Annotated in this window: 19 protein-coding genes; 7 read left to right on the top strand and 12 right to left on the bottom strand. The window is 61.2% G+C overall.

Features of this window, described 5'->3' with window-relative positions; all coding sequences use genetic code 11:
- Positions 1-19: 19 nt before the first annotated feature.
- The 5 genes from BKN05_RS00610 to hemW all read right to left on the bottom strand — a co-directional run bounded on the left by BKN05_RS00610 (position 20) and on the right by hemW (position 4,592).
- Positions 20-778 (bottom strand): 16S rRNA (uracil(1498)-N(3))-methyltransferase, encoded by a 759-nt coding sequence (locus tag BKN05_RS00610; protein WP_286687657.1) that lies wholly within the window; start codon positions 776-778, stop codon positions 20-22.
- Complete coding sequence (gene dnaJ, locus BKN05_RS00605; RefSeq protein WP_286687656.1) at positions 778-1,935, bottom strand: molecular chaperone DnaJ; 1,158 nt, start codon at positions 1,933-1,935, stop codon at positions 778-780. Before dnaJ ends, BKN05_RS00610 begins: the two co-directional genes overlap by 1 nt.
- A 69-nt stretch (positions 1,936-2,004) precedes the next feature.
- Positions 2,005-3,054 (bottom strand): heat-inducible transcriptional repressor HrcA, encoded by a 1,050-nt coding sequence (gene hrcA / locus BKN05_RS00600; protein WP_023020999.1) that lies wholly within the window; start codon positions 3,052-3,054, stop codon positions 2,005-2,007.
- A gap of 10 nt (positions 3,055-3,064) precedes the next feature.
- Complete coding sequence (locus BKN05_RS12690) at positions 3,065-3,253, bottom strand: DUF8462 domain-containing protein (protein ID WP_193393085.1); 189 nt, start codon at positions 3,251-3,253, stop codon at positions 3,065-3,067.
- 199 nt (positions 3,254-3,452) lie between these two features.
- Positions 3,453-4,592 carry a radical SAM family heme chaperone HemW gene (hemW, locus tag BKN05_RS00595; RefSeq protein WP_286687655.1) on the bottom strand — a complete coding sequence of 380 codons (1,140 nt, stop codon included), beginning with the start codon at positions 4,590-4,592 and terminating at the stop codon, positions 3,453-3,455.
- Positions 4,593-4,739: 147 nt separating this feature from the next.
- On the opposite strand from hemW, the gene BKN05_RS00590 reads away from it, so the two are divergent.
- The 3 genes from BKN05_RS00590 (at position 4,740) to BKN05_RS00580 (ending at position 8,293) form a co-directional block, all read left to right on the top strand.
- Positions 4,740-6,134 (top strand): hemolysin family protein, encoded by a 1,395-nt coding sequence (locus tag BKN05_RS00590; RefSeq protein ID WP_286687654.1) that lies wholly within the window; start codon positions 4,740-4,742, stop codon positions 6,132-6,134.
- Positions 6,134-7,192, top strand: coding sequence for a CNNM domain-containing protein (locus tag BKN05_RS00585; RefSeq protein ID WP_286687653.1), 1,059 nt, complete (start codon positions 6,134-6,136; stop codon positions 7,190-7,192). The genes BKN05_RS00590 and BKN05_RS00585 overlap by 1 nt, the downstream gene beginning before the upstream one ends.
- Before the next feature lie 228 nt (positions 7,193-7,420).
- The gene (locus tag BKN05_RS00580) at positions 7,421-8,293 is read left to right on the top strand and encodes a hypothetical protein (RefSeq protein WP_286687652.1); all 873 of its coding nucleotides are present in this window, start codon (positions 7,421-7,423) and stop codon (positions 8,291-8,293) included.
- A gap of 222 nt (positions 8,294-8,515) precedes the next feature.
- On the opposite strand, the gene BKN05_RS00575 is transcribed toward BKN05_RS00580, so the two are convergent.
- The 3 genes from BKN05_RS00575 to BKN05_RS00565 form a co-directional block, all read right to left on the bottom strand.
- A complete protein-coding gene (locus tag BKN05_RS00575) occupies positions 8,516-10,123 on the bottom strand; it encodes a hypothetical protein (RefSeq protein WP_286687651.1) in 1,608 nt (535 codons plus the stop codon).
- Between the two features lie 344 nt (positions 10,124-10,467).
- A complete protein-coding gene (locus tag BKN05_RS00570; protein ID WP_005324183.1) occupies positions 10,468-11,148 on the bottom strand; it encodes a hypothetical protein in 681 nt (226 codons plus the stop codon).
- A gap of 253 nt (positions 11,149-11,401) precedes the next feature.
- Entirely contained in the window at positions 11,402-13,234 is a 1,833-nt protein-coding gene (locus tag BKN05_RS00565; RefSeq protein WP_286687650.1) for an AMP-dependent synthetase/ligase, read from the bottom strand.
- A gap of 94 nt (positions 13,235-13,328) precedes the next feature.
- Here BKN05_RS00565 and malQ point away from each other — a divergent pair, with 94 nt between their 5' ends.
- The gene (gene malQ, locus BKN05_RS00560; RefSeq protein ID WP_286687649.1) at positions 13,329-15,452 is read left to right on the top strand and encodes a 4-alpha-glucanotransferase; all 2,124 of its coding nucleotides are present in this window, start codon (positions 13,329-13,331) and stop codon (positions 15,450-15,452) included.
- A 37-nt stretch (positions 15,453-15,489) separates the two neighbouring features.
- Here the strand turns inward: malQ and BKN05_RS00555 are convergent, their stop codons facing one another.
- Positions 15,490-15,729 (bottom strand): hypothetical protein, encoded by a 240-nt coding sequence (locus tag BKN05_RS00555; protein WP_198491887.1) that lies wholly within the window; start codon positions 15,727-15,729, stop codon positions 15,490-15,492.
- A complete protein-coding gene (locus BKN05_RS00550) occupies positions 15,722-15,937 on the bottom strand; it encodes a hypothetical protein (protein ID WP_198491888.1) in 216 nt (71 codons plus the stop codon). The genes BKN05_RS00555 and BKN05_RS00550 overlap by 8 nt, the downstream gene beginning before the upstream one ends.
- Positions 15,938-15,975: 38 nt before the next feature.
- Between BKN05_RS00550 and BKN05_RS00545 the strand changes: the two genes are divergently transcribed.
- Positions 15,976-17,274, top strand: coding sequence for a carboxylesterase family protein (locus BKN05_RS00545; protein WP_286687648.1), 1,299 nt, complete (start codon positions 15,976-15,978; stop codon positions 17,272-17,274).
- Here the strand turns inward: BKN05_RS00545 and idi are convergent, their stop codons facing one another.
- Positions 17,275-17,811, bottom strand: coding sequence for an isopentenyl-diphosphate Delta-isomerase (idi, locus tag BKN05_RS00540; RefSeq protein WP_286687647.1), 537 nt, complete (start codon positions 17,809-17,811; stop codon positions 17,275-17,277).
- A complete protein-coding gene (locus BKN05_RS00535; RefSeq protein ID WP_239274184.1) occupies positions 17,808-18,356 on the bottom strand; it encodes a hypothetical protein in 549 nt (182 codons plus the stop codon). Before BKN05_RS00535 ends, idi begins: the two co-directional genes overlap by 4 nt.
- A gap of 213 nt (positions 18,357-18,569) precedes the next feature.
- On the opposite strand from BKN05_RS00535, the gene BKN05_RS00530 reads away from it, so the two are divergent.
- Both BKN05_RS00530 and BKN05_RS00525 read left to right on the top strand, forming a co-directional pair.
- Positions 18,570-20,480, top strand: coding sequence for an ABC transporter ATP-binding protein (locus BKN05_RS00530; protein WP_286687646.1), 1,911 nt, complete (start codon positions 18,570-18,572; stop codon positions 20,478-20,480).
- Between the two features lie 52 nt (positions 20,481-20,532).
- Positions 20,533-21,663 carry a MalY/PatB family protein gene (locus tag BKN05_RS00525; RefSeq protein WP_286687645.1) on the top strand — a complete coding sequence of 377 codons (1,131 nt, stop codon included), beginning with the start codon at positions 20,533-20,535 and terminating at the stop codon, positions 21,661-21,663.
- Positions 21,664-21,810: the final 147 nt, after the last annotated feature.

The following is a 21,810-nucleotide window of genomic DNA, read 5'->3' as shown; positions in this document are numbered from 1 at the left end:
TTTAGGCTACCAGCGCCGCCTACCAACGCTCGGTGCGCATGCCGATTGCCGCCAGCGCCACCATTGCCGCACTCGCTGTACGCAGCACTTCCGGGCCGAGCTTGATAGGCATGGCACCGGTTTCTTTGAGGCGATCGAGCTCGTCATCCCCGATGCCGCCCTCGGGCCCGACTAGCAGGACAACATCGCCCGTCAGCGGCACGTCCTTGATGGAGACGGTTGCTTCCTCGTGCAACACGAGCACAGTGGGGGCGTTGGAGGAAGCGCCGTCGCGGCCACCGGTGAGCTCTTGAACGAGCTGCGGGGTGGTCAGCGGGCCGCGCACCTGGGGGATGCGGGCGCGGCGGGATTGCTTAGCCGCGGAATCCGCGGCCGCCTGCCACTTAGCCACTGCTTTGGGTGCCTTCTTGCCGTCCCATTTGGCCACGCAGCGGTCCGCCTGCCAGGCGATGATCTCATCGGCGCCGGCTTGGGTAGCGAGATCCACGGCGAGCTCGGCACGCTCGGATTTCGGGATGGCTTGCACCACGGTCACGCGCGGGGTGGGCTCGGGCGCGGTGTCGATGGAGTCGACCGTGCCTTCCAAGGAGTCCTTGCCCGAGGTAGCGGTGATGGTGAGGGTGAGGCGGATACCGGTGCCGTCGATAAGCTCGAGGCGCTCGCCCTCCCTCATGCGCTTGACCGTCACGGCATGGCGGGCCTCCGGGCCGGAGAAGCTGAAGGCCTCGCCAGTGCGCGCGGCGGAAAGGTCCGGGTGGATGAAGACGGGCAGCGACATTAGCGGCGGAACTTATCGCGGAGGCGGCTGAAGAAGGATTCCTCCTGACCATCGCCGGTGGTACGCACGCGGGCGCCCTCGTCGCGGGAGTTGCGGATCTTCTCCAGGGACTCGCGGGTCTTGCGGTCCAGGTCCTTCGGCACAACGACGTCCACGTGGGCAAAGAGGTTACCGTAGCCATCGGTGCGCAGGCGCGGCATGCCGGCGCCTTCGATCTTGATGGACTCGCCCGGCTGGGTGCCCGGCTCGATATCGATGGTGAGCTCTTCGCCACTTAGCTGGTCGATGGTGAAGTTGGTGCCCAGTGCGGCATCGATCATCGGCACGCGCACGGTGAGGTTCAAGTCATCAGCATTGCGCTGGAAGACGGGGTGCTCCTCTGTGTGGACCTCAACATAGAGGTCGCCGGCCGGGCCGCCGCCGTGGCCTACCTCGCCCTGGGAGGCCATGCGGATACGCATGCCATCATTGATGCCGGCCGGGATATTCACGGTGAGATCGCGACGCTTCTTCACGCGGCCGTCACCGGCGCAGTGATTGCAAGGATCGGTGATGACCTCGCCAAAGCCCTGACACTTCGGGCACGGGCGGGTGGTCATGACGTTGCCCAGGAAGCTGCGCTGCATCTCCTGGATTTCGCCCATGCCATTGCAGTTATCGCAGGTAACCGGCTTGGCCTTGGACTCGGAGCCGGTGCCGCCACAGCTATCGCACAGCACCGCGGTATCCACGGTGACCTTCTTCTTCAGGCCGGTGTAGGCCTCTTCCAGGGTGATGCGGGTGCGCAGCAGGGCATCGTTGCCCGGCTGGACGCGGGACTTCGGGCCGCGGGAACCGCCGGCACCGCCGCCGAAGAATTCGGCGAAGATATCGCCGAGGCCGCCGCCACCGAAGCCGCCAAAGCCGCCGGCGCCGGCGCCGGCACCGCCACCTCCCTGCTCCATGGGGTCGCCGCCCATGTCCACGATCTGGCGCTTTTGCGGATCCAGCAGGACCTCCTGGGCCAGCGCGGCATCGCGGAACTTTTCCGCGGCAGCGTCATCATCCGGGTTCAGATCCGGGTGATACTTGCGGGCCATTTTGCGGTAGGCCTTCTTAATCTCCTGGTCAGTTGCGTTTTTATCAACACCGAGGATGCCGTAATAGTCACGAGCCACTGTAAGAGATATTCCTTCTAATTCGTCTTGTTGGGGTTAACTTGAAAAAATAATGCGCGGCCAGCCAGTTTACTCGCACTGCTCGCCGGCCAAAATTTCGCTCACATACCGTGCAACGGCAGAGACCTTAGAAATTGTTCCCGAGTAATCCATAAAGGTAGGCCCCACCACGCCAAGGCCGCCGAGTGTGGCCACCTCATCGCCGGTGCCCAGGCCATAGCCCGTGGCCACCACGGAGGCTTGGCGCAGCTGGTCTTCCTCGTTTTCCTCACCGATGACCACGGAGACGTTGCCCAGATCGGGCACGCGGGCAAGCAGCTTGAGGACGACGACCTGCTCTTCTAGCGCCTCAATAATCTTGGGCAATCCTTCCGGAAACTCGCGCGCCACGCGCGTCAGGTTAGAAGCACCGGCCATAATCAGCCGGTCGGAGGGCTGCTCCACTAGGGTCTCGATGAGGGTGGTGGCCACCTTGAGCACGTGGTGGCGGATATCCAAGGGGGCGTCGTCGACGAGGTGGGCGAGCTCCACGGAGGCGTCGCTAAGCGTCTTGCCCACTAGTGCGCTATTGACGATGTCGCGCAGGCGGAAGGTTTGGTCCTGGTCGATGATTTCATCGAGCTCCACATTGCGCTGGTCCACGCGGCCGTTATCGGTGATAAGCACCAGCAGCAGGCGAACCGGGGACAGCGCCACGACCTCACAGTGCTTAACACGCGAGACCTTGAGGTTGGGCAGCTGGACGACGGCCGCCTGCTTCGTCACCTGCGCCAATAACTGCACCGAACGGCGCAGCACGTCCTCCAAGTCGACGCCGCCTTCCAAGAAGTTGAGCATCGCGCGGCGCTCTGGGGCCGACAGCGGCTTAACCTCATGCAGCGAGTCGACAAAGTGGCGGTAGCCCTGCTGGGTGGGCACGCGGCCGGAACTAGCGTGCTGCTGGGAGATAAGGCCCTGGGATTCGAGCACGGCCATGTCATTGCGGATGGTGGCCGAGGAGACGCCCAATTGGTAGCGCTCCAAGAGCGACTTAGAGCCAACGGGCTCCTGGGAGGCAATATAGTCCGCCACGATGGCGCGCAGGACTTCCTTGCGGCGGGCATCGGTTGAGGTAGACACTATGGCGCTCCTATTCGCTTCGGCGAATGATAAATTCTTTAAAATTCGGGACGGTGTACCGGACTTTACCGTGCTCAGGGGAATAAATGAGACCTTTGTTTATGAGCTTAGCCCGAACCGGACCAAGAGCCTTATTATCCTTCCCCAGGCGTTCACCGATTTCTTTTGTTTCCGCTGAACCATCGCCTAAGGCTGCCATGGCACTGAGCTAGTCCCTTTCAGCTGGCGTAGCTCGATCCCAGCGAGCTTGGAAGAAGCTTGCGCCTGAAGGAACCAGTCCACCAGTCACGGCAAAAGACTAACAAGAAAATGGCGGAATAACAGGTTTCTCATCGACTGAGTCAAAACTAACGGGTTTGGTTTCTACTGAACTAAGTCTAAAGGTCTGGAAACGAGAATTAGGTTTCTTCGGCGACGAGGAGATCGGTAATGATTCCATCGGCCAGCAGGCGGCCGGGCTTGGTGATGCGCACGCGATCGCCGGCGCGCTCGAGCAAACCGCGGCCGATGAAGCGCTCGAGGGCCGGGGCAGCGTGGGCATCGAGCCAGGCCTCCGGGATGCCCTCGCGCAGGCGCAGGCCGAGCATGATTTTCTCCATGTGGCGGTCGGCCTCAGTGAGCGTTTCGGTTTCCTTAATGGGCAGCTCTCCGCGGCCGAGGGCGTCGATATAGCGCGAGGGGTGCTTGACGTTAAAGAAACGCTCGTTGCCCAAGTGCGAGTGGGCACCGGGGCCTGCGCCCCACCAGTTGCCATCTACCCAGTAGATGCGATTGTGCTCGCACTCGCCGCCGGGCTTGGACCAGTTGGAGACCTCGTACCACTCAAATCCTTCCGCCTCGAGGGTGGTAGAAATCATCTCATAGCGCCGGGCTAGCACGTCCTCGTCCGGTGCGGGCAAGATGCCTTTCTTAACCTTGCGCGCCATACGGGTGCCGTCTTCTACGATGAGCGAATAAGCACTGACGTGGTCTACGCCGGTTTCTAGCACTCGGTCGAGCGTCTCGCGCACGTTGTCATCGGTTTCGGTGGGCGTGCCATAGATCATGTCCAGGTTGACGTGCTCGAAGCCGGCGGCGCGGGCCTCGCGGGCGGCGGCAAAGGCACGGCCGGGGGTGTGGGCGCGCTCGAGGACTTGGAGGACGCCGGGGGATGCGGACTGCATGCCGAGGCTGATGCGGGTATAGCCGGCGTCGGCAAGCTGGGCAAAATACTCCGGTGAGGTGGACTCCGGGTTGGATTCGGTGGTGACCTCCGCCCCTGGCGCCAATCCGAAGGTGGAGCGGACGGTATTGAGGATCCGGGTCAGCCCCTGCCCGCCCAGCAAGGAAGGCGTGCCGCCGCCGATGAAGACGGTCTCGGCCGGGCGGCCTACGCGCGCGGCCGCCAACTCCAGCTCGCGCTCCAAGGCATCCAGATAAGGCCCGGTGAGATCGCGCGGGCTGCCCAACTCGCCCGGAGTATAGGTATTGAAATCGCAATACCCGCAACGAGTGGCGCAGAAGGGAACGTGGATATACAGCCCGAAGGGTTCAGTCATGGATAAAACCCTAATAGGCCGGGAACAAAATGGCTGAAATGGGGGTTAAGCATGTAGTATGTTTCCATCTTCCCAAGTAGAAAGGCACCCTCAGTGGAACCTCCGAGTCGATGTCCCTACCTCCTTCTAGGCGGTGGGGAGTAAATCATGTTATCGGCTATTGTGATGATCTTGGCCGGCTTCGTAGTCATTGGCCTCATCATCGTCGCGAATGCATACTTCGTGGCCCAGGAATTTTCTTTCATGTCCGTGGACCGCACACAGCTGCGGACCCAGGCTGCTGAGGGGGATAAAACGGCACAGCGCGCGCTGGCTATTACCCAGCAGACCTCCTTCATGCTCTCCGGCGCGCAGCTTGGTATTACGATTACCGGCCTGCTCATCGGCTATGTCGCGGAGCCGCTCGTAGGCCAGGGACTAGGGACGTTACTCGGCGGCGTCGGTGTTCCGTCCGCGGTGTCTGTCACCGTGGGCACCATCGCGGCGCTTTTCATCTCCACGATTGCAACCATGCTCTTCGCGGAGCTTTTCCCCAAGAACTACACCATCGCCGCCCCCATGAAGACGGCGCGCTGGCTGGCCGCATCCACGCAAATCTACCTGCGGATTTTCGGCTGGCTCATCCACTTCTTTGAGTATTCTTCCAATGCCATCCTCAAGATCTTTGGCATCGAGCCGGTAGAAGACGTGGACTCCTCCGCCACCGCCGATGACTTGGAATCCATCGTGGATTCCTCCCACGAGGCCGGAGACTTGGATGAGAATACTTATATGGTGCTAGACCGCCTGCTGGACTTCCCTGAGCACGACGTTGAGCACGCCATGATCCCGCGCTCCCGCGTGGACGTCATTGATCCGGACACTACCCTTGGTGAGGTTCGCGAGATGATGTCTACCGACCACACGCGCTACCCCGTCATCGATGACGAACATAACCCAGTGGGTGTGGTGCATCTTATCGACGTCCTGGGAAGTGACCTTCCCGCCGCCACTAAGGCCACCAGTATCATGCAGGAACCCGTGGTGGTCCCTGAGCTGATGCCGCTGCCGGATGTGGTGGACGAGCTGCGCGATAGTGACCAGAAGATGGCCTGTGTCATCGATGAATACGGTGGCTTCGTAGGCATCGTGACCATGGAGGACTTGGCCGAGGAAATCTTGGGCGATGTCACCGATGAGCACGATATCGAAGAAACCGAGGAAATCACCGAGCAGGACGATTCCCACTGGGTGGTGGATGGCGATACGCCGATTGATGAGATCGAGCGCGCCATCGGCCACGACCTGCCTGAGGGCGACTTTGAGACCGTCGCCGGCCTCATCATCGCCCACTCCGGTGCGCTGCCTGAGGTAGGCGAGGAACACACCATCCAGCTCGAAGCCGAGCCAGATGACTGGGTGGACCACGATGAGGCGCCCGTTCGCTCCATCCGCCTGCGGGTGCAAGAGGTGGACCGCCACGTGCCGTCCGTCCTTGCCATCGAGCTGGTGGAGGATTACTCCGACCACTCCGATGATGACGCTAAGAAGGAGGATGCATAATGACCGAGTCTTGGTGGTTTAACCTCCTCGTTACCCTGCTTATCATCGCCGCTTCCGGCTTCTTTGTGATTATCGAGTTCTCCTTGATGGGCGCTCGCCGCAACCGTTTGGAAGAGGATGCGGAAAACTCCCGCACCGCCCGCGCCGGCCTGCGCTCGCTCAATGAGCTGACCATCATGCTCGCCGGCGCGCAGCTGGGCATTACCGCCGCCACCTTTGTGCTAGGCGCTGTGACCAAGCCCTGGGTGCACCACCTGCTCATGGCACCGCTGGAGGCCGCGGGCCTGTCGCTGGGCATTGCCGACGTCGTTAGCTTCCTCCTCGCACTCTTCGTAGTTACCTTCCTTCACCTCGTGCTGGGTGAGATGGCGCCGAAGTCCTGGGCGATTACCCACCCGGAGACCGCCCTGCAGTTCATCGCGATCCCCGCACGTGGCTTCGTGTGGATCTTCCGCCCGCTGCTGAAGTGGATCAACGTCATGGCCAACAAAATGGTGTCCCTAGCCGGCGAAGAGCCTGTCGACCGCGCCGGTGCGGCCGGCTACGACGCCGAAACCCTGCGCACCTTGGTCGAGCACTCCCGCGAGACCGGTGCGTTGGACGATGAGTCTGCTAACCAGATTTCTGATGTCATCGAGTTGGAAAACTCCACCGTGGGCGCCATGGCTCGCGAGCATGGCTCTGAGGTAGTGCCCCTGCCTTCCGACGCCACCGTGGAAGACCTCCAAGACCTCGTTGTGCGCAAGAACATTATGCGCGTGCTGGTCTTCCCTAAGGACTCCCGCGTCCCGCGCGTGGTCCACGTGCGCGATACCTTGCTGGCAGAACCAGAGACCCCGGTTCTCGAGTTCTCCCGCCCTGCCCTGTCCGTGTCTTCTTCCACCACCGTCCAGAAGACTCTGGACCATATGCGCGCTCGCAACGAGCAGCTTGTCATGGTGGGCAAGGCCGATAAGGACAATGCCGTATGGATCCTTACCTGGGATGACATCATGGGCCAGCTATGGCCGCAGATTACCGAGCAGCTAGACAAGGTCACCCCTCCCCCGGCCGTCTAGTTCCTGCCGCGACCTCGCCCGCGCCCGCGCCCGCTTCTTTGTAGCCCGCGCGGGCTTTGCCGTTTTTGCACCCACTCGCAAGGGCTGTTGCCCCCGACTGTGAATAACTGTGGCCGTAACTTTCCCAGCCGCCACTTCGCTCACTCGCCTTTCCCTGCGGCCTTGTTATCCACAGGCCCGGCCGCCACCTCCTCGCGCCGGCCGGCAGCGTGCCCTTTCCTAGGAGGCATGACACCACCACTGACCAATATCGACTCCATCCGCGCCAACCACCCCACCTTCTGGACCGACCTGAAAAACGGCACCTACCTCAAACTCGCACCGCGCATCGCGGTCCGGCGCGATCACTACCATTACCTCGACTTCCCCTCCCAGCTACGCCTGCGCGCCATCGCCGCCGCCCGCAGCGCCTATACCGCGGTGCTCATCTCCAAGTCCGCCGCCCGCGTGCACGGACTGTGGGTCATCGCCACAGCCGAGGAAAAGATTGAAATGGCCCTTCCCACCAATACGCTTCCCCACAAGGACCGCCGCCATCCCGAGCGCATTTATCGCAAGGCTTCCCTTCCCGAGCCCGTCCTCGTGGACGGCACCCGCTGCGTTTCCAAGGCCCGCGCGGTTATCGACGTCGCCCGCTACCACGGCTTCACCGACGGCCTCATCGCCGCCGACTCGGCTTTGCGTTCCGGCCTCAGCCGGGAAGACCTCAAGGAAGAGTTTGCCCGCATGGGCCGGGTGCGCAATAGCTGCATCGTCCGTGCCGTAATCCACCACGCCTCACCTCTTTCCCGCTCTCCCTACGAGTCTTTCGCCCGCGCCCTCCTCATTGAGGCCGATTTCCCCTGGCCCATGTTCTTCGAGGCGTCGTTCACCGCGTTGCCCGGCATCACGACCGCCCTATGCATCAACAACGCCTACCTCATCGACATAATCCCCGCGAAGGCGCTTGCCCATCAGCGTGAGCGTCACCGACGTCTGCGCGAGGCCGGCTTCACCGTTCTCTGCTATACCCCTCAGCAGCTCATCGACCACCCCACTCGCTTCCTGAGCGACCTCGTTTCCACCATCTCCGCCAGACAAAAGGCCGCGCGTTCTGCCTAAGTCCACGCTTCCTGCCTCCCGCCTTCCTCTACCCCGCCCTTCGCGCTCACCAGCGGCGCTTTCGCCGCGGAATCCGCTGCGCCGGTGAGCGCGAAGGGTGGGCGATGGCGAATGCCTCGCAAGAGAATCCACCGAAACTTCGCCCGCAATAAGGAAAAGCCTCCGCGAGCTTATGCTCGCGGAGGCTTTTCTGTTTCCAGCTAATGCCTCAACAGGAAGGTCTTACTGGTTGATGCGCCATGGGACGCTGTTCTTCGGCAGCATGCCGTGGGTGTAGAGGTAGTCAATGGTGGACAGGATGCCCAGCACCGTGCCGCCGCCTACGAGCGCAGCCAGGAAGGAGAACCCTGCGACGGAAGACATGTCTGCGTCCTTGCCGTCCTTACCGTTGATGCCATCGCGGCCGTCACGTCCGTCTCGCCCATCACGCCCGTCGCGGCCGTCCTTACCGTCCTGGCCATCCTTGCCATCGCGACCATCGCGGCCATCGTGGCCGTTCTCGCCATCCTTACCATCACGACCATCACGACCGTCGCGGCCATCCTGGCCATCCTTACCATCTACGCCGTCCTGGCCGTCCTTTCCGTCCTGGCCGTCTTTGCCTGGAACAACCGCAGCTTCGGTAGCGGAAGGCTCGGTGGATTCCTCAGAGGTCGGCTCTTCGGTGGCCGTTTCTTCTGCAGAGGTCTCCTCGGTGGAGGTCTCTTCTGCGGACTCGGATGGGGTGGTCTCTTCAGAGGTAGCATCCTCAGAAGCCGGAGCCTCGGAAGTGGTCTCTTCAGAAGTAGCTTCCTCGGAAGTGGTCTCCTCGGAGGAAGGCTCCTCAGACGGCTGGTCCTTGGCCTTCTTACCGTTGAGCATATCGGAGCACAGCTGGCCAGCCGGGGCGTTTACGGCCGCGAGATCGGAAGCTGCGGTGGAGATGTTGTTCAGGGAGTCTTCGATGCTCTTCTGCTGGTCCTTGCTCAGCTTCAGGTCGCCAGCTACGCCCGCGCCAGGAACCAGGCCTGCGATGGTAACGGCTGCATTGAAGAGCTTCAGGACTACCGTGGTGCCCTTGCCAAAGACGCCGTCGGCGAACTTAAGCAGGCCGGAGACGGTCTTCTTAGCGGCATCCGGGTTGTTCATATCAACGTCGGCATCGGCGTTGTCGATGCGGCCGATGGCCATGCCCTGGGCGCGGGAGAGGTCCCAGGTAACCGTCTTGTCCTTTTCGCCTTCCTTGACCAGCTTGGCAATGCCGTCCCAGGTCTTGCCGGAAATCTTGTCAATGAAGTCGGACGGAACCAGGTCACCGACGACCGGGATGATTTCCCAGACAGTCTTGAGGATCTTTTCGCCGCCATCGTAGAAGGCCTTAGCCAAGGCAAGTTTGAGGTCGAGCATGTTGCCTTCCTTGTCAGGGGCATCAGTCACCTCACAAACAAGCTTGTCCTTCTGCTCATCCTTGACCACCTTGACGTTGACGTCGCCGTTGGAGGCCTCAGCCTGTGCGAGTTCCTCGAGGGTGGTTGGCTTTGCAGACTCCTTGGAAGCCGGAGCCTCGGCGGTCTCCTCCGCGCCGTCTACGGCGTACGGGGTGATGGACTCGGCGGCGTCTTCTTCTGCGTCGAGTTCTTCCATCGCCTTATCGCCGGCGTTGTTTTCCTCCAGCAGGTTGCCGTCCTCATCGAATTCGATGCCGTTGAGGCTTACGGTATCGTCGGTGGTCTTTTCTTCGACGAAGGTGGTGTCATCGGCTGCGACGGCGGTAGGAACAACGGTAATGGAAGAGAAGGTGGCTACGGCCACTGCGCTGGCAATGAGGCGAGAAGTTCGGCGTGCGCCCATGGATTGACTCCCTGTAGATGTGGTTGAAGAAATTAATTACGCGCGCCGGGTGTGGATGGTGCTAGGCTACGGCGCTCGCTGGGACGGGGATTACCCTATAGCGCGTTGAGAGTATTTTCTACTTAGATTTTAAGGTTGATTCAGCAACAATACCGCTGGATATAGCACCCAAGCCGCTGAACAGGCATAACAAAAGCTATATGGAACGGCTGTTAACCTAAAATTTCCCTAAATGCTTCCCCGAATTGGGGCACCCTAGCGCAGAAAACTTCAACGGCCACCGAGAGAGGGAATCTCGGTGGCCGTGAACATCCCCTTGCGTGAAACAAGGAAGTCTATGTGGTTTATGCAGTTGTAGCCCGGCGGGCCGCCTCGCGCTTAGCGCGGACCTTTTCCACCACCGCGGCAACCCGGGCGCGCTCTTCTAGGAACTGCGGTGGGTTATGCCCGCGCATCGTGCGGACATAGGCCGGGTGGGTATCCAGCACCGTGTGCTTCCACGCTTGGACCGCAATGAGGGCGGACTCGCCGGTACGCTTGTACAAGTGCGGCAGCGAGACCATGTCGAGGTTGCGGGCCACGGCGTCGGTTTGCGCGAGCACGTACTCGACTACCTCGCGGAGGTAATCCGCCACGGCCTGGGTGCGAGAGCGCAGGGACTCGGCCAGCTCGTGCACCACGATGGGCTTAGAGATGGGGAATCGCTCGTCCAATAGGCGCGGGGTCAGTTGTTCCGGCTCTTCCACGTCGTTCACGCCGGAAGAAGCGGCGGAAATGGTGCCGGAGCGCACGCCGGAGACCAGGGCTTGGCGCAGGCCCATCAGCTCGCCTACACAACGGCCGGAGTCAACGCGGGCGTCTTCAACGATATCGCCTAGCTCAGCCAGGCAATCCATGCACAACTCTTCGTCCCAATCCTCGATGGCTTCAATGAGGTGCTCGAGGTACTCTGCGACTTCGTCGCCGATATTGTAAATCTCTTGCGTAAGCTCGCGGTGGCGCAGCTCGGCGGCGATTTTGTGCATTGGCTTCGAGCCACTCCTTCCACGGTCTCATTTCTAACCTCTAGTAGAGGTTGAGGTTTGCTGTAACGCCTCATGACTTTATGCGAGATCCACCGCCGCGAGCGCGCGACACTCCGAAACCATTCACAGGTTTATGGCAGGTTCGCCCGCACTGGGGTGAGGATGGTGGGGGTGAGCTGCAGAAGGGGGCGTCGGCAAGCAGGGCATAAAGAAACGCCCGAGGGAATTCCCTCGGGCGTACCCGTCGCGCAGCCTAGCGCTTGTACAGGTGCTCGATGGCTGCGGCGTAGCGCTGCGAAACCACGTTGCGCTTGACCTTCATGGTGGGGGTCAGCTCGTTTTCTTCCTCGGTAAGGTCAGATTCGAGGATGTAGAACTTCTTGATGCCCTCCGCATGGGAGACGGTGGCGTTAACCTGGTTGATGGCATCCTGCAGCTCCGCGCGCAGGGTCGGATCGGTGGCCAGCTCGCGCATGGAGCGATTCTCCGGAATATTGTGGTCCAGCTTCCAGCGCTTCAAAATATCCGGATCCAGGGTCAGCAGCACGCCAACGAAAGGCTTGCCATCGCCTACCACCATGGCCTGGGAGATAAGCGGGTGCCCGCGCAGGATATCCTCCATCGGGCCAGGCGAGACATTCTTGCCGCCGGCCGTGACAATGAGGTCCTTCTTGCGGCCAGTGATAACAAGCTTGCCGTCTTCATCAATCTCGCCCAGGTCGCCGGTGTTGTACCAGCCATCCTCGAGGGCCTCGGCCGTGGCTTCCGGATTATTCCAGTAACCGTGGAAGACGATATCTCCCTTGATGCAGATTTCGCCCTCATCATTGATGCGGAAGGTCACGCCACCCATCGGCGGGCCAACGGTGCCGATGGACTGATCCACAAAGTCCACCGCGGCCGCAGCGGCGACCTCGGTCAAGCCATAGCCCTCATAGACCGGGATGCCGATACCGCGGTACCAATGCAGCAGGTCATGGCCCATGGCCGAGCCACCGGTAATGCAGTAGCTCACGTTGCCACCCACACCATTGCGGATGGTGGAGTACACCAGCTTGTCAAAGATCTTGTGCTTGGCTTTCAGCAGGCGGTCCGGACCCTCCGGCTTATCCAAAGCCTTGGAGTACTCGATGGCGACCTTCTCGGACTGCTCAAAAAGCAGGGTCTTGATGCCAGAATCAGCCGCCTTAGCAGCAGCAGAATTGCGCACCTTTTCAAAGACGCGTGGCACACCCAAAATGACGTTCGGGCGGGAGCGGGCAAACTCGATGGAAATGGTGGAAAAGTCTGACCAGTGGTTCTGGGAGGCACCGCGCATGGCTACCGCAATGGATACCGCGCGGGCAAAGACGTGCGCCAGCGGCAGGAAGGTCAGGGTATGGCTGCCTGGGACGGCAAAGATACCAATGGGATTGGTGCACAGGCCGCGGGTCTGGGCCAGCCAGTTGCGGTGGGTCAAGATGCAGCCCTTGGGGCGACCAGTGGTGCCTGAGGTATACACCAGGGAGGCGAGATCGTCGGTGGAGGTGGCCTTGATGCGGGCGTAGACCTCCTCGGCGGCCACGCCGCGGCCCTCGAACTTGAGGGTGTCAATGGCAGAGGAGTTGATTTCTAGAACGCGGCGCAACTGGGAGGGAGAGCCCTTGAGATTGGGCTCGCCGTCTTCTTGCAGCACTAGGTTTTCAACCAGCTCGGAGTGCTCGCGGGTTTCGGTAATGGCGAGCACGGCACCGGAGTCTTCAATAATCCAGCGCACCTGGGAAGCCGACGAAGAGGGATAGACCGGCACGGAAGCGGCACCCGCAGCCCAGATGGCAAAGTCCAGCAGGGACCACTCATAGCGGGTAGCAGAGATGAGGGCGACGCGGTCCCCCTGCTGCACGCCCAGGGCGATAAGTCCCTGGGCTACTTCAAAGACCTCATCGATGAATTCTTTGCCCGTGACATTAACCCACTCGTAGTTAGCCGGGCGGGTAAACATGACGCCATTAGGGCGCTTCTTCGCGGTGTCCATTAGGGCGGTCAGGCAGGTTTCGCCCGGCTCGATAGTAAATTGGGCTGGGGTATGGACTTCTTGCAGGGTCACGCGATGTCCTTTCGAACAGCTAATTATTAATCTCCGCCTACTGTACCAATCTGTTCCCCAGCGGGCGCGTTGCACCCGTGGCACAATGTGGCCTGTGACTACCCGCGCCTTGCTTGAAGAACTCGCCCAGCGCCACGGTGTGGCCACCAGCTATACCTCCCAGTCTGGTTTCCCCGTCCACGTCGCTGACGACACTATTGCCTATACCCTGCGCGCCTTGGGCGTGGCCATCGATGACAATCCGGACGATGCGGCGCTAACGCAGCTGCTTTACGACGACTACCTGGACCGCTCCTCCCAGCCCCTACCCCACTGCGTTGTCGCGCCCCAAGGCCAAGAGCGCGGTTTCGTGGTCCACGTGCACGCGGGTGATGCCGCCAACGTACACATTGAGTTGAAGGAAGGAGGCACCCGCGAGGTCTACCAGGATCCCAATGATGCCCCGGACGCGAACGTCGATGGCACGCTTTGGGGCGAGGCGAGCTTCCACCTCCCAGGCGATCTGCCCATGGGATACCACGAGCTGGTGTTGGAGTCCGGGGGCATCGGCACGCATGCCTGCCCGCTAATTATCACCCCGGCGCGCCTTTCTACGGCCGATGAGTTTGTGGAGCGCCCCATTAGCGGCGTAATGGCGCAGCTGTATTCGGTGCGCTCGGAGTCTTCTTGGGGAATAGGTGATTTCCAAGATTTGGGGCAGCTAGCTGAAACACTCGCACCGCACGCGGATTTCTTACTGGTCAACCCGCTACATGCCGCCGAGCCGCTACCACCGGTCGAGGACTCGCCGTACCTGCCCACCACGCGGCGCTTTATCAACCCGCTCTACTTGCACATCGAATCCATCCCGGAGCTCAAGCTCCTACCGGAGGACTTACAGGATGATGTGCGCGAGCTGGCGGAGGAGTTTCGCCAGCGCAACCGCAGCGCCGAAGAAATAGAGCGCGACACCATTTTTGAGGCCAAACTGCAGGTGCTGCGCGAGCTCTTTAACTACCAGCCCTCCCCGGAGCGCGAAGAGGCCTTCGTGCGCTACGCCCGCGAGGAGGGCCGTGGCCTGCGCGATTTCGCGTATTGGTGCGCGCAACAAGACGCCGCCGCGCAGTCGGGCCAGCGCCATGCCGAAGGCCTGGACATGGACAAGCTCACGCGCTTTTATTCCTGGCTGCAGTTCCTGTGCGATGAGCAGCTGGCCGCCGCGCAGCAGCGCGCACTCGATGCCGGCATGCGCCTGGGCCTGGTGACTGACCTTGCCGTAGGTGTGCACCCAGGCGGCGCCGATGCCGTAAACCTCACAGAGTATTTGGCGCCGCAGTGCTCGGTAGGCGCCCCGCCGGATGACTACAACCAGCAAGGTCAGGATTGGTCGCAGCCACCATGGCACCCGCAGCGCCTGGCCGCCGCGGGCTATGCCCCGTGGCGCGAGATGCTCTCCACCGTGCTGCGCCATGCCGGCGGGGTGCGCGTGGACCACATCTTGGGCCTTTTCCGCCTGTATTGGATCCCGCGCATGGCCAGCCCGCTGACGGGCACCTATGTCTCCTATGATTTTGAGGCCATGGTGGGCATCTTGGCACTAGAAGCGCAGCGCGCCGGTGCGGTGGTCATCGGTGAGGACCTCGGCACCGTGGAGCCATGGGTACAAGATGTCCTCGCCCACAAGGCGGTGCTGGGTACCTCCATCGTATGGTTTGAACGCGACGATGATAACTACTCTCCACTGCCACAGGAAAAGTACCGCCAGCTGGCGCTGTCCTCGGTCAATACGCACGATCTGCCACCGACCTTGGCGTACCTGCGCGGCGATCATATCTCGCTCCGCGCGCGCTTAGGCGTGCTGACCCGATCGGTGGAGGACGAGCAGCGCGATGACATCGAGTGGCAGGCCCGTGTACTCGGCACCGTGGCGGATCGCGGCCTCTTGCCGCAGCGCGATTACCTCGTAGATCCGGATGAGCGCGCTTCTCGCGGCGCGGAGGAGGATATAAGCGTAGCGCTGCATCGCTATATCGCAGGTACACCTTCGGCTCTCGCGTGCACCAGCTTGGTGGACATGGTGGGTGATGTGCGCGCACAAAATCAGCCAGGTACCACGAACGATCTTTATCCCAATTGGTGCGTGCCGCTATGTGATACCAACGGCGCTCCCCTGCTCATTGAGGATCTTCCTAGTCTGGAATTCTTCCAGCGCTTAGCAGCCACCAGCCGGAAGGCCTAACGCTGGGCCTAGGCGCTGGTGCGGCGGTGGAGCGGGTTTAGGTCCACAGGCCAATGAGGGCGACGACGATGACCAGCGCGATCATCGTCCACAGTGTGAGAGAGACGCGGGATTTGGGCAGGGCGCGCTTGCGCTTTACGGGCTGTGCACCTGGCGTAGCCGCCGAGGCGGATGACTGGCCGGCGCGCTTTGCTTCGGGGTCCCACAGGCCCTCGCGGGGGTTAGCGCGCAGCTCAGCGCGCTCTTGTCGTGCGCGCTCGTTATTTTCCTCAGCCATGGTGGTCTACTTTAGTGCTGCGGCTGCGTTGCTGGGAAATCATGCGTTTGCCTCGGTTGGCTACGTAATCGACACCCCACATCAGGCACCACGCTACGACCACCATGAGTGGCACGGCGATGGCCACCACGATGACCATTTGAATCCACACGGGCGCTTGCACCAACAATTGCGATAGCGTGCTGCCCAAGCTCGTCAACCACTCCATGGCTACTTATCCTACTTGCTCGCGGTAGTCTGGCTGACATGTCAAGCGCCCAGATTCCTGTTACCGTCGCCACCGCTTCCGGCCGGATCACCGGCGTGCGCCGCGATGGCCTGCACTATTTCCATTCGGTGCGCTATAGCACCATCCCCAGCACCTACTCGCCTGCCGAGCCGTTTGATCGCAGCGTCGATCAGGATGCCCGCGAGCCGCACCCAGAAGATATCGCTTTGTCCATTACCACTCCTGCCGATGCCAACGACTGCCCCGTCGTGGTCTATATTCACGGCGGGCGCTTTGAGCACGGCTCGCACGAAGATCCACGGCTTTCGGGAACGAAGAATGCCCGCCACGGGGTAATCCAGGTCCACGTGGGTTACCGGGTGGGCTTGGCCGGCTTTGCACGCTTCGACGGCGACGAGGCGGACCGCTACCGCGGCATCGATGATTGCCTCTTGGCCTTGGAGTGGCTACAGGACAATATCGAGGCCTTTGGTGGCGATAAGACCAATATCACCTTGGTGGGCCAATCCGCCGGGGCGGCGATAAGCCTGTGGCTCGCACGCCGTGATCACTTCCGGGGCGGTTTCCGCCGCGTGCTGGCGCTCTCGCCGGCCTTCCCGCGCGAGCGCTTTGAGCACCGCGTCACCGACCTGCGCAAGGCCCTCGGCGTGCCGGTAACGCGCGAGGCTTTAGAAAAAATGGATCCGGAATCGCTGGCCAAGGGGTATGCCAAATTCCGCAAGAAATATCGCTTCGATGTCGCCTTGGGCCCTGCGCCACTGCGCGCCGAAGAATTGGCGGATATCCCTATCGTGGTGACGTCTACCCGCGATGAGTTCTATGACATGCCCCAAGCCCAGCGCATTGACAAGATGGCGCTGGCGGGCTTTATTACCAGCTACCTTTCACCCAAGTTTGGGATTTCGCAGGGGCGCTTCAAGCAGTGGCGGCAGTTGGCGCACTACGTGGACCCGCAGCGGCCGATGGGCCGTCTCATCGGTGATGCCGCAGTGCGCCGTTGGACCGCCCAGGTGGCTGCGCATTCCCCGGGCCCGACGTGGATGATGGAGTTTACGCGCACCGATTCCCCTGCGGTGCATTGTGCGGAATTGGGCCCGCTGTTTGGCAGAAGCGGGAACGAGGCCGGCGAGGAAACCCCCGCCGAAGAGCTCAACGAGTGGCTACGCCAGTTTGCCACCACGGGCGAGCCCGGATTCCCCCGCTACGGCGATGACCACCAGGTGCTGGAATTTGACCTGGATACGGGCGAGCGCCGCCTAGCCTATGCCACCTTGGACTACGTGGCCGCAGCCTTCTACAACGACGACGAGCTTTAATTACAGCGCAGCACGTAGCTTTTCGTCCGCTAGCTCATCAATCATCCACGGGCTAAAGACGCCAGGCATGGCATCGGCGGCAGCAAAAAGCCGTGCTGGTTCGACCCACTGGTAGGAATCTACTTCTTCGGGGTTGGGCTCCCAATGCGCATCGGGGGCAAGCTCGACGGTATATACCGGGCAGATTTCATTTTCTACCGTGCCCGAGGAATCCACCGCGCGATAAGAAAAGTCCGGCAGGATAAGCTGCGGCGCGGATAAATCTGAAGGCGCGATGCCTAGCTCAAAGGAGGCGCGGCGCAGGACCGCATCGGCGGTTTCCTCGCCGGGGGCGGGGTGGCCGCAGAAGGCATTGGTCCACACGCCGGGCCAGGTGAGCTTACCCAGCGCGCGGCGGGTTACCAGCACCTTGCCGCCGCAGGTTAGCCAGGCGGAGAAAGCAAAGTGCAGCGGAGTATCGGTGGTATGAACTTCGGCCTTGGGAGCGGTGCCGATGGGTTCGCCCTCGGCAGAGGCCAAGACTACAAGTTCCGTCATAGATTAAGGTCTCCTACCCAGGTCACGTTGCCAATGTGCAAGCGCGCATTCCACAGGTTGCCAGGCGTCACGTCAAAGCGATACTGCAGGTTGACCGAAGCGCCTGCACCCAGCGGGTGATCGAGTCCCGGGGGCTCTACGCCCGGGGCAGATTCCTTGTCATAGGGCAAGGAATTGATCTTGGCCCAGCCGCCATTACCATCGGCGCGCTCCAGGGTGGGGTCCTCAAAGGCGTCGACAGGCAGGGGCACATCGTTTTTATTCTTGAGCAGAATGGTCACTACGGTGCCACCAGAGTTGCTATCGGTATACACACCCTGCAACTCCCAGCTCACCCCCAGGCCCTTATCCTCTACCGGCTCGGCCAGGTTGGAGGTAACTTCCTTATCGTCGGTGTCCTTGGCCTCGTACGGGGCCTCTTCGGAGCTGGAGACGGTGATATGGTCCCCCAGGCCGGTTTCTTCCGGCTGGAGAACGCTACATCCGGTCAGGGTCACGGCGAGTACGCTGACTACGCCCGCGCCGAGTGTGTGGGAAATTTTCACCGTGGATGGATCCTTTGCACGCGAAGATTGTTGTATTTCTGCACAAGTACCTTAGCCTAAACCACCCTGAACTTAAGTATTTACGCTCGTTAACGCCGCATGTGGCATACTGGGCAGTCGCTTAAATCTCTCCCCCTTTCCTTAATTCCGCGCACTAACCTCTTCCCTAATTCCGCGCACTAACCGCCGTTTCGAAGTGAGTGTGGTCTACTTATGAATTCCATTTTGCGCATTACCCGCAGTGCCTCTGCCCTGTGGCCCTTTTATCTAGGCGTGCTGCTGACCGCCACGATCACTGCGGTCGTTGCACTGATCTCGCCGTTTTTGACGCGCGAAGCCACCGATACCATCGTGGGCGCCCTGCAGAACGACGCCCCACTGGGCGATGCGCTGCGCACGGTGCTGTTGCTGGCAGTGGCGCTTTTTCTTGCCGACGCCGCCAATGCCCTCTTCCGCAATATCGGCGGCTTTATCGGCGACGTCATGGTCTCGCGGCTGCGCGAGATTTTGTCCACGCGCTACTTTGCCAAGCTGCTGGCCCTCCCGCAGGGCTATTACGATAACCAGGTCACCGGCACGATCATCGCCCGGCTGGATCGCTCGATTGCCAATATCACGCAGTTCGTGCAGTCTTTTGCCAATAACTTCTTCACGATGATCATCCAGACCCTCGCGGTGCTGGCCATTACCGCGTGGTATTACTGGCCGCTGGCTATCCTGCTCGCGCTGCTCTTCCCGGTCTATATGTGGCTTACCGCGCTGACCTCGAAGCGCTGGCAAAAGTTTGAGGCCGTTAAAAACGAAAATATCGACCTCGCCAACGGCCGCTTCGCCGAGGTCATCGGCCAGGTCAAGGTGGCCAAGTCCTTCGTGAGCGAAACCCGCGAGCTCTCCCACTTTGCTCAGCGTTACCGCACCGTGGTCGATACCACCAAGCCGCAGTCCCACTGGTGGCACATGATGGATACCTTCCGCGGCCTGGCCATGGCTGTCATCTTCCTCGGCATTTACGGCGTAATTTTCTGGCGCACGCTCGAGGGGCATTTCTCCTTGGGCGATATGGTCATGTTGCTGCAGATGGTCTCCAGTGCGAAGCAGCCGGTCTTTATGATGAGCTGGATTGTCGATGCAGCCCAGCGTGCCATCGCCGGGTCCAAGGACTACTTCAAGGTCATGGAAGAAGAGCTCGAGCCCACCGCGCCGCGCGAGCTGGTTGCTGCCACCACCGGTTCGCATACCCCGCAGCTCGATCTCACCCCGGTTCGCCCGCTGGAGCCCACACCCGGCGCGCCCGTCTTCTCCTTTGACCACGTCTCCTTCGCCTACGAGGAAGGCAAGCCCGTAGTGGAGGATATTTCCTTCGCCGCCTCTGAGGGCCACAAGGTGGCGCTCGTGGGCGAATCCGGCGGCGGCAAGTCGACCTTGGTGAACCTACTTTTGGGCCTATACCACCCCTCGGCGGGGCACCTCGATGTGCTGGGCCACCGGGTAGACGATCTCACTGCCTCGCGCCTGCGCGCCTCGGTAGGCGTGGTCTTCCAGGAGTCTTATCTCTTCTCCGGCACCATTCGCGAAAATATCGCCTACGGCAAGCCAGGTGCCACGGAGGAGGAAATCATAGACGTCGCCAAGCGGGCCAATGCCCATGAGTTTATTCAGGCCTTCCCGGATGGCTATGACACCGTTATTGGCGAGCGCGGCCTCAAGCTTTCCGGTGGACAAAAGCAGCGCGTCTCCGTTGCCCGCGCCATGCTTAAAGACGCGCCCATCTTGGTATTGGACGAGGCTACTTCGGCGCTAGACACCAAGTCCGAGCGCGCCGTGCAGGCCGGCCTGGATGAACTAATGAAGGACCGCACCACGCTCATTATTGCCCACCGCCTGTCCACCATTGCGGACGTGGATACCATCATCACCCTGGATCGCGGCCGCATTGATGAGATGGGCTCGCCGGCCGAGCTGGCACAATCCGGTGGCATTTATGCCGAGTTGCTCAAGCTCACCCAATCCACCTCGGCCGCGGACCGCCGCCGGTTGAAGAAGTATGGCTTTGTCTCCGGCTCTGTCTCCGAATCCGAGGACGCGGAGGAGGACTCCCACTGGGCCGACAACGCAGATGAATAAAAGCGCATAAAAGCACTGGGGTGGCCGCGGGCTTCGCGTTATGGTTATGGCCATGGAGTTTCCTAGCCTAGAAGAGTTGCAAGCCCGCGGAACCCGCAAGTGGACCGTCTTCGAGGAAGACGTCCTGCCGCTATGGATCGCGGAGTCCGATTTCCCCACCGCGCCCGCCATAAAAAAGGCGCTGGAAGACATGGTGGATAAGGAAACCTTTGGCTATACCCCAGCGCCCAAGGCTTCGGGGCTGCGCGAAGCAGTGGCCGATTTCTACAACGACCGCTATGGCTGGCGCCCCAACTCCGACCATATTTTCTGGATCGGCGATGTGGTGCGCGGCCTGTTGCTCGGCGTACAGTACTTCACCCGCAAGGACTCCCCCGTGATCGTGCCGGTTCCTTCCTACCCACCGCTTTTGGAGCTACCACGCACCGCTGGCCGCGAAAAGATCGAGACCAGCCTAGAGCTGGATGATATTGAGCGCGCCTTCCAAGCGGGCGCGGGCTCTATTTTGCTGGCCAATCCCTATAATCCGCTCGGCCGTGTGTTGGACGAGGACTACCTCGCCGAGCTAGTGGAGCTGGCTGAAAAGTATGACGCGCGCATCTTGGCCGATGAAATCCATGCCCCGTTGGTCTATGAGGGCCGGCATATCCCGGTGGCGTCGCTTAGCGCGGCGGCCGCGGAGCGCACCATCACGGTAACCGCGACGTCCAAGGCTTTTAATACTGCCGGCCTGAAGTGCGCGCAGATCATTTTCTCCAACACGGCCGATGCACACACGTGGAATGGCCTTACAGGCGTGGCCAAGGATGGCACGGGCACTCTAGGCGTGCTTGCTGCGGAGACTGCCTACCGCGAGTGCGGCGACTTCCTCGATGAAGAAATAGCGTACCTGCGGCAGACCCGCGATTGGTTGGTGGAGGAGCTGCCTCAGCGCATCCCCGGCTTAAAGACCAGCAAGCCGGACGCCACCTACCTGCTGTGGTTGGATTTTGCCGATACCGCTATCGGCGGCAACCCGCAGCCGGCCAAGTGGTTGCGGGAGAATGCGAAGGTAGCGCTTAATGAGGGCGATACCTTTGGCACCGGCGGGCCGGGCCATGCGCGGTTGAATTTCTCTACCTCACGCGAGATCTTAGAAGAGGCACTCGACCGCATGGAGCGTGCCTTCGCGGCTCTCGATTAATCTGGCGCGGCTGGGGCAACCATGTAGCCTGCATCACCCCCACACTTTGATTTCTCACCATGTGGTCAGTAATGTCTCATTACACGAACAGGCGCGACCCGCCACCTCGGACCGCGAGGATGATCCCCACCCCGCCACCACCCCTCG

The organism is Corynebacterium sp. S5S1, assembly GCF_001913985.1.
Lineage (GTDB): Bacteria > Actinomycetota > Actinomycetes > Mycobacteriales > Mycobacteriaceae > Corynebacterium > Corynebacterium marquesiae.
Note: the sequence above shows the minus strand (reverse complement) of the source record. Positions and strands in the feature narration are given on the sequence as shown.

What these genes read in the sequence shown, in the direction of transcription:
- BKN05_RS00610 (WP_286687657.1), bottom strand. Translation starts at nt 778, where the DNA reads ATGTCGCTGCCCGTCTTCATCCACCCGGACCTTTCCGCCGCGCGCACT.
- BKN05_RS12690 (WP_193393085.1), bottom strand. Translation starts at nt 3,253, where the DNA reads ATGGCAGCCTTAGGCGATGGTTCAGCGGAAACAAAAGAAATCGGTGAA.
- hemW (WP_286687655.1), bottom strand. Translation starts at nt 4,592, where the DNA reads ATGACTGAACCCTTCGGGCTGTATATCCACGTTCCCTTCTGCGCCACT.
- BKN05_RS00590 (WP_286687654.1), top strand. Translation starts at nt 4,740, where the DNA reads ATGTTATCGGCTATTGTGATGATCTTGGCCGGCTTCGTAGTCATTGGC.
- BKN05_RS00585 (WP_286687653.1), top strand. Translation starts at nt 6,134, where the DNA reads ATGACCGAGTCTTGGTGGTTTAACCTCCTCGTTACCCTGCTTATCATC.
- BKN05_RS00580 (WP_286687652.1), top strand. Translation starts at nt 7,421, where the DNA reads ATGACACCACCACTGACCAATATCGACTCCATCCGCGCCAACCACCCC.
- BKN05_RS00575 (WP_286687651.1), bottom strand. Translation starts at nt 10,123, where the DNA reads ATGGGCGCACGCCGAACTTCTCGCCTCATTGCCAGCGCAGTGGCCGTA.
- BKN05_RS00570 (WP_005324183.1), bottom strand. Translation starts at nt 11,148, where the DNA reads ATGCACAAAATCGCCGCCGAGCTGCGCCACCGCGAGCTTACGCAAGAG.
- BKN05_RS00555 (WP_198491887.1), bottom strand. Translation starts at nt 15,729, where the DNA reads ATGGCTGAGGAAAATAACGAGCGCGCACGACAAGAGCGCGCTGAGCTG.
- BKN05_RS00550 (WP_198491888.1), bottom strand. Translation starts at nt 15,937, where the DNA reads ATGGAGTGGTTGACGAGCTTGGGCAGCACGCTATCGCAATTGTTGGTG.
- BKN05_RS00545 (WP_286687648.1), top strand. Translation starts at nt 15,976, where the DNA reads ATGTCAAGCGCCCAGATTCCTGTTACCGTCGCCACCGCTTCCGGCCGG.
- idi (WP_286687647.1), bottom strand. Translation starts at nt 17,811, where the DNA reads ATGACGGAACTTGTAGTCTTGGCCTCTGCCGAGGGCGAACCCATCGGC.
- BKN05_RS00530 (WP_286687646.1), top strand. Translation starts at nt 18,570, where the DNA reads ATGAATTCCATTTTGCGCATTACCCGCAGTGCCTCTGCCCTGTGGCCC.
- BKN05_RS00525 (WP_286687645.1), top strand. Translation starts at nt 20,533, where the DNA reads ATGGAGTTTCCTAGCCTAGAAGAGTTGCAAGCCCGCGGAACCCGCAAG.